General features: G+C 75.3%; 8 protein-coding genes. 3 read left to right on the top strand and 5 right to left on the bottom strand.

Translation table 11 applies throughout. From position 1 onward, the window contains the following. Positions 1-21: 21 nt before the first annotated feature. Positions 22-258: a hypothetical protein gene (locus tag ACFWP3_RS08525; RefSeq protein WP_384217606.1), complete on the bottom strand. Its 237-nt coding sequence runs from the start codon at positions 256-258 to the stop codon at positions 22-24. Between the two features lie 126 nt (positions 259-384). On the opposite strand from ACFWP3_RS08525, the gene ACFWP3_RS08520 reads away from it, so the two are divergent. Together ACFWP3_RS08520 and ACFWP3_RS08515 are read left to right on the top strand one after the other, a co-directional pair. Further along, positions 385-1602 carry a sensor histidine kinase gene (locus ACFWP3_RS08520; RefSeq protein ID WP_384217604.1) on the top strand — a complete coding sequence of 406 codons (1218 nt, stop codon included), beginning with the start codon at positions 385-387 and terminating at the stop codon, positions 1600-1602. Between the two features lie 19 nt (positions 1603-1621). Further along, on the top strand, positions 1622-2281 hold the full coding sequence (locus ACFWP3_RS08515) for a response regulator (RefSeq protein WP_384217601.1): 660 nt from the start codon (positions 1622-1624) through the stop codon (positions 2279-2281). Positions 2282-2304: 23 nt separating this feature from the next. Here the strand turns inward: ACFWP3_RS08515 and ACFWP3_RS08510 are convergent, their stop codons facing one another. Together ACFWP3_RS08510 and ACFWP3_RS08505 are read right to left on the bottom strand one after the other, a co-directional pair. After that, the gene (locus ACFWP3_RS08510; RefSeq protein ID WP_384217600.1) at positions 2305-3249 is read right to left on the bottom strand and encodes a C40 family peptidase; all 945 of its coding nucleotides are present in this window, start codon (positions 3247-3249) and stop codon (positions 2305-2307) included. Between the two features lie 38 nt (positions 3250-3287). Further along, positions 3288-4187 carry an SPFH domain-containing protein gene (locus ACFWP3_RS08505; RefSeq protein WP_384217597.1) on the bottom strand — a complete coding sequence of 300 codons (900 nt, stop codon included), beginning with the start codon at positions 4185-4187 and terminating at the stop codon, positions 3288-3290. 656 nt (positions 4188-4843) lie between these two features. Here ACFWP3_RS08505 and ACFWP3_RS08500 point away from each other — a divergent pair. Beyond that, the gene (locus ACFWP3_RS08500; RefSeq protein ID WP_384217595.1) at positions 4844-6934 is read left to right on the top strand and encodes a SpoIIE family protein phosphatase; all 2091 of its coding nucleotides are present in this window, start codon (positions 4844-4846) and stop codon (positions 6932-6934) included. 24 nt (positions 6935-6958) lie between these two features. On the opposite strand, the gene ACFWP3_RS08495 is transcribed toward ACFWP3_RS08500, so the two are convergent. Then, the gene (locus tag ACFWP3_RS08495) at positions 6959-7810 is read right to left on the bottom strand and encodes a DUF4328 domain-containing protein (protein WP_384217593.1); all 852 of its coding nucleotides are present in this window, start codon (positions 7808-7810) and stop codon (positions 6959-6961) included. A gap of 121 nt (positions 7811-7931) precedes the next feature. Then, a complete protein-coding gene (locus ACFWP3_RS08490) occupies positions 7932-9914 on the bottom strand; it encodes an ABC transporter permease (RefSeq protein WP_384217590.1) in 1983 nt (660 codons plus the stop codon). Positions 9915-10015: the final 101 nt, after the last annotated feature.

Here is a 10015-nt window from a genome sequence, read left to right as displayed (position 1 = left end):
CCCCTGGAGGGGAGGCGGCCCCTACCTGCGCCGTCCGGCGAGCGCGTCGCCGGCCGCGCCCACCGCTATCCCGAGCGCCACCATCACCACGTATCCGTAGACCTCGTAGCCCTCGGGCACCAGGAAGCGGACGAAGCCCATGAAGTGGATCCAGCCGAGCCATTCGTGCAGCAGGCCGCTCGCGCCGCCGACGACGAGGACGAAGCTGATCAGCCCGGTCACGGCGGTCACGGGGGATTTCGGTGTAGTGGAGGTCATGCTCCGACGGTAGGCGGGCGGTCTCGGGCGGCGGATCGGCCGTTGGGCGCTCGCGGACGGTACTTAAGTATCCGGTTCGCCGCGCGGATGCCCGGTCACGGCCCGGGCCGCGTAGATTTCCGGGACATGCGCCGCATCCCCCGCATCCCCGGCATCCACCGGATCGCCGGCATCGAGCGGATCCCCCGCACCCGCCGGGACTGGGCCGCCGACCTGGCCCTCGTCCTCTTCGCCGCCTGTTTCGCGGCCGTCAGCTCGCAGTCCATCCCGGTGGCCGACAGCGTCGGGCCCGCCTGGCGGGCCGCGGACCAGGCGGCCGGCGGACTGGCCTGCGCGGCGGTGCTGCTGCGGCGGCGCTGGCCGGTGCAGCTCGCGGTGGTGCTGCTGCTGGCGGGCACGCAGGCGCACTATCTGACCGGCCCGGCGCTGGTGGCGGTGTTCACGGTCGCCGCGACCCGGCCGTGGCGGGTCACGGCCTGGGTGGCGGCACTGGCCTTCGCCCCGCTCCCGCTGTTCCTGTGGCGGCTGCCCGAGATGACCGAGGACCGGGCGGGCCCGGCGGTGACGTACTTCGCCCTGATCGCCGGGGCCATCGGCTGGGGCCTGTTCCGGCGCTCCCGGCAGCAGCTCATCGCCTCACTGCGAGAACGCGCCGAACTGGCCGAGGCGGACGCGGAGTCGCGGGCCCAGCGGGTGCGGATGGAGGTGCGTGAGGAGATCGCCCGCGAGATGCACGACGTGCTCGGGCACCGGCTGTCGCTGCTGAGCGTGCACGCGGGCGCCCTGGAGTACAACCCGGGCGCCCCGCCCGCGGAGACCGCGCGGGCCGCCGGGGTGATCCGCGAGAGCGCGCACCTGGCCCTGCACGACCTGCGCGAGGTGATCGGGGTGCTCCGGTCCGGAACGGGCATCGACACCGCCGAGGGCCGGCGGCCGCAACCCGAGCTGGCCGACCTGGAACGGCTGGTGGCGGAGGCCCGGGCGGCGGGCGGACGCATCGAGCTGACCGGACCGCCCGACGGGGCCGCGCCGCCCGCGCTGGCGGGCCGCACCGCGTACCGGATCGTGCAGGAGGCGCTGACCAACGCCCGCAAGCACGCGCCCGGCGCGACGGTCCGGGTACGGGTGGCCGGAGTCCCGGGGGACCGGCTGACGGTGGAGGTGCACAGCAGCCGGCCGCCCGGCCCGGCGCCGGGGGCCGGGCCGGACCTCGGGCCCGGCGAGGGCGGCGGGCAGGGGCTGGTCGGACTGGCCGAGCGGGCCCGGCTGGCGGGCGGCAGGCTCACGGCCGGTCCGACGGACGACGGCTTCCGGGTGGAGGCCTGGCTACCCTGGCAGAACTGAACGCAATGAAGGGGCGCGGGTGATCCGGGTACTGCTGGTCGACGACGACGCGATCGTCCGGGCCGGGCTGCGCCTGATGCTGGGCGGCGCCCCCGACATCGAGCTCGTCGCGGAGGCCGCGGACGGGGCCGAGGTGCCCGCGCTGGTCACCTCGTACCGCCCCGACCTGGTGCTGATGGACATCCGGATGCCCGGTGTCGACGGGCTGACCGCCACCGAGGCGCTGCGGGCCCGGCCCGGCGCGCCCGAGGTGCTGGTCCTGACCACCTTCCACACCGACGCGCACGTCCTGCGGGCGCTGCGCGCCGGAGCGGCCGGCTTCCTCCTCAAGGACACCCCGCCGCAGGAGATCGTCACGGCGATCCGGGCGGTGGCCGCCGGTGACCCGGTGCTCTCGCCGGCGGTCACCCGCCGGCTGATCGACCGGGTGGCGGCCGGCACCGACCAGGACACCCGGGCGACCGCCGCCCGGGAACGGCTCGCGCTGCTCGCCGGGCGGGAGCGGGAGGTGGCGCTGGGGGTTGGGCGCGGTCTGTCCAACGCGGAGATCGGGCGGGAACTGCACCTGGCGCTGCCGACCGTCAAGACGCACGTGTCCCGGATCCTGACCCGGCTCGACCTCAACAACCGGGTCCAGATCGCCCTGTTGGTGCACGACGCGACCCCGCCGGGCGGCTAGCGCGGCGGGCCGGCCGGTGTCGTTCAGCGGACCCGGCCGTACAGGTTCGGGTTGTAGGCGCTGAAGCTGGAGACGCGGACGTTCTTGCCGGGGCGCGGGGCTTCCAGGTACTGGCCGTCGCCGAGGTAGACGGCGACGTGGTAGACGCCCGAGGCCCTGCCGTTCGAGCTCCAGAAGACCAGGTCGCCGCGGCGGAGTTCGGCGCGGGAGATCGGTGTCGTCGCCCGGTACTGGTCGTCGGCGACCCGGGGGAGGGAGATGTCGGCGCTGCGGTAGGCGGCCTGGACCAGGCCCGAGCAGTCCCAGCCGTGCGGGCCGTTGCCGCCCCAGACGTACGGGTCGCCCAGGTGGCTCCGGGCGAAGGAGACCGCGCCCTCGGTGCCCTGGCGCAGCGGGGTGCCGGGGCTCCCGCCGGAGGGGGCTGAGGGGGCTGAGGGGGCTGAGGGGGCGGATCCGGACGAGCCGGAGCCGCCGGAGCGGCCCGTGTTGCGCTCGTACTTGTCCTGGTGGGCGGTCCACCGCCACCAGCCCGTCGCGTCCTGGTACCAGTACACGCGGTCGGTGGCGTCCCAGCCCGCGCGGCCGCGGAAGGTCGGCTCCGAGGTGCGGGGAGTCGACGGGGACGAGGACGGGGAGGCGGAGCCGAAGGTTTTCTGGGCCTTCTGGCCGGACTGGCCTGACTTCGCGAGGTACTTGTCGTAGTGCGAGGTCCAGCGCCACCAGCCCGTCTCGTCCTTGTACCAGTACTTCGACCCGTCCCGGCCCGCATGGGCCGGCGCGGGCTCGGCGGATGCGGTGCCCGCGCCGGCCCCGACCAGCAGGGTGGCGCCGACGGCGGCGACCACCGCCCCGCGCAGGGTGCAGCGGCGGCCGGCGGCCCCGGCGGCCGCGAGGCCGGTGGCGCCGCCGGCGCAGCCGGCGCAGTCGCAGCCGTCGGGTATGACCTCGGTGAACTCGGGCATCTGCATGGGCGGTTCCTCTCCAGGGGGATTCATCGGGGGTCTTCTCAGCGGGCGTCGGCGGCCGGGCCGCGCGCCGTGTAGAAGGCCACGGTCAAGTCCTTGACCAGGGCCTTGCGTTCGTAGTCGTCCAGGCTCACGAGCCCGCGGTCCGACAGCCGGTGGACGGTGTCGTCGACGGCGTCGAGCACGGAGGTCAGGACGGAATCGCGGTGCCGGGCGTCGATCGCCGCGATCCGGCGGCGCTGCATCGCCGGTGCGACCTCGGGGGCGTACTCGACGCGCAGCGGACGGGCGGAGAACACCTCGATGCCGACCGGCCGGCATTCGGCCGCGAGCAGCCGGGTCAGCTCGTCGCCCACGGCCTCGGTGTCGCGCAGGGTCTGCGGCCCGGCGTCGCCGTCCGGCTGCCGGAAGGAGTCGGCCGGCATCCGGGAGAGCACCCGGGCCGTCACGGACTCCACCTGCCCGCGCAGGTAGCCGCCGTGGTCCTCGACGGCGAGCAGGGCCCGCGCGGTGTCCTTGACCCGCCACACGACGAGGACGACGGCCCGCAGCGCGGTGCCCTCGGCGTCGACGACGGGGAGCGGCTCGCTGCGCCAGTGCCGCAGCCGTACGTCGACCCGCGCGTGGCGCGGCAGCGGGCTGGACCAGATCAGGCCGGTGCGGCGGACCGTGCCGCGGTAGCGGCCGAACAGGGTCAGCGCCCAGGCGTGCCCGGCGCGGCCGCGGCGCAGCCCCGCCACGGCGGTGAGCGCGAGGACGGCGCAGGCGGCGAGTGCGGCGAGGGGCCAGGCCTCGGCGGCACTGCGGGGGAGGCCCGGGCCCGGGCGGCCCGTGTACCGCACCAGCAGGACGGCGCCGGAGGCGGCGAGCAGCACGGCGGCCAGAGCCCACCAGCCCGAACAGGCCCGGGCGGGGCGCTCGGCGAGCTCGGCATCGAGCACGGCCGGCAAACTCCGCCGCCCCCCTGCCCCAGAGCCCCGCCTACCCACGCCCCCCGCCCCGGCCGGGCTGCCCGGCCTTGTCGGGGCGCCCGGCCCTGTTGGGAAGCTGCGCCCCGCCACACCGCCCGGCCCGATTCCGGCGCCGAGCCCTGGCGGGATGCCCGGCCCCGCCGCACCGCCCGGCCCGATTCCGGCCGGGATGCCGTGCCTCATCGGGGTGCCGGGCCCCGCCGCGCCGCCCGGCTCTGGCGGGGCGGGGTGTCCCGTTGCGGCGCCCGGCCCGGTGACCGGGTCCGGCCCGGTCGGGAAGTCGTGGCTGGGGCCCGTCGGGGCAGTGGGGACGGGGTGGGGGCCGTCCTGGTCGGGGGGTCGGTGGTCCTCGTCTCGGAAGAGGGGGCCGAGGACCAAGGGGCCCCGGTACGGCCGGAGGACCAGGCTCGGTGAGACCCCGCGCGGGCCCTCGCCCGCCACGGGTATCCGCCCCAACGGGTCGGATCCGCCCAGCTGTTGACGCCGCGAAAGATGATCAAGAACGGATCGATCTTCGCGGAATCGTGCAAGCACCTCATTCCGGAAAGGTCCTGACAGGCGAGGGCTTTAGTCCTTTTTCGCTTCGATATGAGGAGAAAGGTCGCGGAGAGTGAGACGCTGGCTGCATGGCCCAGTGGGGACAGAATCCCGAGGTCGACTGGCCCGCGCGGCCGGACACGAGCCTGGCGCTCAATCGCATGGGCACCTTCGACTGGGACCTCGACAGCGGTCGGATGTTCCTCGATCCGACCGCCCTCGAGGTCCTTGAGCTGCGCCCGGACGAGTTCGACGGGACCACCGCCGGGCTGCGCCCCCGCATCCCGCCCGCCGACGAGGCCCGGCTCGAGGCCCGCGTGGCCCGGGCCCTCGAGGACGGGCACAGCCACTACGGCGCCTACGTCCGCGGCCGCCGCCGCGACGGCACCCTGGCCTGGCTCCACATCCAGGGGCACATCATGCGGGACCCGGGCGGGCGCCCGTACCGCGTCATCGGGATCCTCCGCGACGCCGCCCACGACCCCGGCGAGCCCGGCGCGGCCGGGGAGCGGGCCGAAGGGCGGCGCCGGATGACCGGTGTAGTCGAGCGGACCACGGCGATCCTCGCCCACGCCCGCACCGTCAACGACGTGACCGACGTCCTGAAGGACCCGGAGGCCCTCGGCCACCTCGGCGCGGTCAGCGTGATGCTGGGCGTCGTCGACGGCGGTCGCATCCACCTGGTCGCCGAGGGGCAGCTGGGCTCGTACGTGCCCGAGATCGAGTACACGCGGATCGACGCCCAGCTCCCGATGAGCGAGGCCGTCCGCACCATGCAGCCGGTCTACCTCGCCTCGCGGGAGGAGTTCCAGCTGGGCTACCCGCAGCTGTGGCCGTACATCGAGCCGCTGTCCGTGCGCAGCGGGGTCTACCTGCCGCTGATCGCCCAGGGGCGGCCCATCGGCGCGCTCGGGCTGCTCTACACGCGCGACGGGGACTTCACCGCCGAGGAGCGCAACGTGCTGATGGCGCTCGGCAGCGGCATCGCGCAGAGCCTCCAGCGCGCCATGCTCTTCGAGCAGGAGCACGACCTGGCGGAGGGCCTCCAGCGGGCCATGCTGCCCCGCCGGATCCCCGAGGTTCCGGGTGCGCTGATCGCCGTGCGCTACCGGTCCGCCCGGATGGGGCGGGACATCGGCGGCGACTGGTACGACGTGATCCCCCTCGGCGAGGGCCGGGTCGGGGTCATGATCGGCGACGTGGAGGGCCACGACACGGACGCCGCCGCCGTCATGGGCCAGCTGCGCATCGTGCTGCGCGCCTACATCGTCGAGGGGCACACCCCCGGCACCGCCATGGCACGGGCCTCGTCCTTCCTGCGCGACCTGCAGACCGAACGCTTCGCGACCTGCACGTACGCCGAGGTGGACCTCACCAGCGGGATGCTCCGGATGGTCCGCGCCGGCCACCTCGACCCGGTGGTGCGGCGCGGGGACGGCAGCTGCCACCGGATCCAGGTGGCGGGCGGGCTGCCGCTCGGGCTGCCGGCCCGCGAGCAGTCCGGGACCGGCTCGGGCTACCCGGTCACCAGCCTCGAACTGCACCCCGGTGACACCCTGCTGCTGTGCACGGACGGGCTGATCGAACGGCCCGGATCGGACCCCGACACCGGCATGCGCGAGCTCATGGCGGCGGTCCGCGGCGGCCCGGTCGACGTGGAGGAACTCGCCGACGTGCTGTGCGACCTGGTCGGGGACTCGGGCGGCGGGGACGACATGGCCCTGCTCGTCCTGCGCCGCCGCGGTACGCCCACCGGACGCGGCGGCGGACCGCTGCGCCACCGGCTGGACCCCGGCGACCCGGACGGTCCGGCCATGGCCCGGCACCTGATCCGGGCCGCGGCGGCCGCCTGGGGAGCGGGGGAGCGGGCCGACGAGATCGAACTCGCGGCGGACGAGCTGATGACCAACGCCCTGGTGCACACCGACGGCCCCGCCGAGGTCCGCATGCGGCTGACGGCGGAAGGCCTGATCCGCATCGAGGTCGATGACTCCAGCAGCGCCCTGCCCAGGCGCCGCGAGGCGGGGGACTGGGCGGTCTCCGGACGCGGGCTGCTCCTGGTGGAGCGGCTCGCGGACGCGTGGGGCGTGGAGCCCCGGGGCGGCGGGAAGTGCGTGTGGTGCGAGTTCGCCGTCACCGCCCCGGAGCCGGCGAACGCCCCCGAGCCGGTGGCCGGCTGACCGTCAGAGGGCCGCGTACGGGCCTCAGGAGGCGGCGTACAGGCCCTGTATCGCCTTGGTGTTCTGCAGGGCGGTGAGCTTGCGGACGAACAGCACGGCGAGCACCGCGGCGGCGACCATCAGCAGGTCGGAGAGGACGCCGACGGCGGAGGCGTCGCGCGCGGCCTCGGAGGTCTCGGCGTACTTGTACATCTGCGCGTAGACGCGGTCGACGCAGGCCGCGAGGACCCAGACCAGCCACCAGGCCGTGAGGGGCGCGGCGGATACGGGGCGGTAGGAGCCGTCGGGTGCGAGCTGGGTGCTGGCCGTCCAGATCTGCCGTGCGGTGCGGAAGGGGAGGAACAGGTTCCCGATGGGCACGAACCAGGCGCCGATGGCCCAGCCGCGCCCCAGCGTGAACGCGTCGGGGCGGAAGATCTCGCCGTTCACGCGCACGCGGTGGAACCAGATGATGAAGACGGTCGCCGTGCCGAGCAGCGTCAGGAGCTGCAGGCTCCCGGCCAGGGCGGTCAGGCCGTCCGACACGGAGAGCTTGTCGCTCGCGCCCCGGTCTGCGCCGGCGATGAGGTCCTTCATCGCCGACCAGGCGAACAGGTTCACGCCGGCCGAGAAGAGGTTGACCGCACCCGCGACGGACAGCAGCACGGTCAGCGCGGTCGCGAGGCCCTGCGGGGAACGCAGTACGTCGCCGGGCGGCGGCGGGCCGGCGTACACCGGCTGGCCGGGGTACGGCTGCCCGGGATGCGCGGGCTGCCCGGGGTAGGGCTGCTGCGCGTACGGCTGCTCCGGGTACGGCTGCCCCGGGTACGGGCCGGCCGCCTCGTGCGGCGGCGGGCCGGGCGGTGGCGGCGGTGAGCCGGGCGCGCTGAAGGACATGACGAAGAACCCCCACGGGAAAACGCGTGACATGCGGATGCCGCGCGACGACGGGCGCGCAGGCACGGCAGAACATATGCCAGCCCGCTGACCTGCGTCCAAACGATTCCGGCGGGGCGCGCTACAGGCGCACGAGCGTGACCTCGGTGGCCTTCACACTGGTCCACACCGCGGCCCCGTCGACGATGCCCAGTTCGGCGGCCGCCTCCGGGGTGATCTCGGCGACCAGGTCGGGTGCCTCCTCCGGGGTGATCAGCACGCGCAGCCTGCTGCCGACGGCCGTGATCTCCCGTACGGTGCCCGGCCAGACGTTGCGCGGACTGCCGCCCGGGCGCTCCCGGTGCACGGACACGGCCTCCGGGGCGATGATCGCGAGGGCCCGCGTCCCCTCGGGCAGCGCCTCGGCGACGACGAGGCGGCCCCCGGCGGCCAGGTCCAGCCCGTGCGCGGACGCGGTGCCCGGCCAGGCGTTGCGCCCCAGCATCCGGGCCACCCACGGGGAGCGCGGATGCCGGGTCACCGCGGAGGGCGGGGCGTCCTGGAGGGTTTGCCCGTCGGCGAGTACGAGGACCCGGTCGGCCAGGGACACCGCCTCGACGGGATCGTGCGTGACGATCAGGCAGACCCCGCCGAAGCCGGACAGGTGGGTGCGCAGGGTGTGCCGGACGCGGGCCCGCGTGGTCTGGTCGAGGGCGGCGAGCGGCTCGTCGAGCAGCAGCAGCCGGGGGCGGGCGGCCAGGGCGCGGGCGAGGGCGACGCGCTGGGCCTGGCCCCCGGAGAGCTGGGCGGGCTTGCGCGCGGCCAGGTGCCCGACGCCGAGCCGGTCCAGCCAGGCCTGGGCCTCGCGCCGGGCCTCGGCCCGCCCCACCCCGTGGGCGCGCAGCCCGTACGCGGTGTTGGCCAGCGCGCTCAGGTGCGGGAACAGCGCGCCGTCCTGCGGAACCCAGGCGACCTGCCTGCGGTGCGGGGGCAGGGCGGTGACGTCGGTGTCGCCGAGCCTGAGCTCGGCGTGGGCGCGCGGGGTCAGGCCGAGGAGGGCGCGCAGCAGGGTGGTCTTCCCGGCGCCGTTCTCACCGACCACGGCGATCGTCGTGCCCGGTTCGGCGTCGAGGGTGAGCCGGTTGAAGCCGGTGACGGTGGCGTGCAGCGACCAGTGCCCGCCCCCGGCCGGCGCGGTCTCCACCGGTTCGGCGCGGGCCGCGTCCGCGTCCGCGGACGCGGGCACGGACGCGGGTACGGGTGCGGACGCGGGTACGGGTGCGGACGGCTCCTCGGCCGGCGTCGGCGCCGCGTCGGGCTTGCGGGTGACGGGAGTGCCCGTCCAGCGGCCGCGCAGGGCGATCAGTACGCCCATGGCGATCGCGAGCAGCAGCAGGGAGACGGAGGTGGCGGCCTCGGGCTCGTCCTGGAGCAGCAGGTACACCTGGAGCGGCAGCGTCTGGGTGGTGCCGGGCAGGTTCCCGGCGAAGGTGATGGTCGCGCCGAACTCGCCCAGCGCGCGGGCCCAGGTGAGCGCGGCACCGGCGACCAGGCCGGGGGCCACCATCGGCAGCGTCACGGTGAAGAACACGCGGACGGGCGAGGCGCCGAGCGAGGCCGCGGTCTCCTCGTAACTCTGCCGGAGCCCGCCGAGGGCGCCCTCCAGGCTGATGACGAGGAACGGCATCGCCACGAACGTCGCCGCGACGACGGCTCCCGACGTGTGGAAGGGCAGGGTGACCCCGAAGCTCTCCTCCAGCCAGGGACCCAGCAGACCGCGCCGGCCGAAGCCGAGCAGCAGGGCGACACCGCCGACGGTCGGCGGCAGCACCATCGGCAGCAGCACCAGCGAGCGGACCAGCGCCTTGCCCTTGAACTCCACCCGGGCCAGCAGCCAGGCGAGCGGCACGCCGAGGAGCAGCGAGAGGCCGAGCGCCCAGAAGGACACGACGAGCGAGAGGTTCAGGGCTTGGACCACGCCGGGGCTGCTCAGGTGGGCGCCGAGCTCGCTCCACTGGGTCCGGCTGAGGATGCCGATCAGCGGCAGCAGCAGGAACGCGACGGCGAGCAGCGCCGGGAGCGCCAGGGTCACGGGCGGTCGGGTGCGGGTGCGGGGTCTGCTCATGGGGTGTTCCTGGCTCGGGGGCGGCTGCGGGGAAGCGTACGCGGGCCTGCCGCGCACACGGCGAAGGGCTGCCCGTCCCCCCGGACCGGGCAGCCCTTCTC

It is taken from the genome of Streptomyces sp. NPDC058525 (assembly GCF_042719495.1).
Lineage (GTDB): Bacteria > Actinomycetota > Actinomycetes > Streptomycetales > Streptomycetaceae > Streptomyces.
The sequence above is the reverse complement of the archived record's forward strand: the minus strand, read 5'-3'. Positions and strand labels throughout refer to the sequence as shown.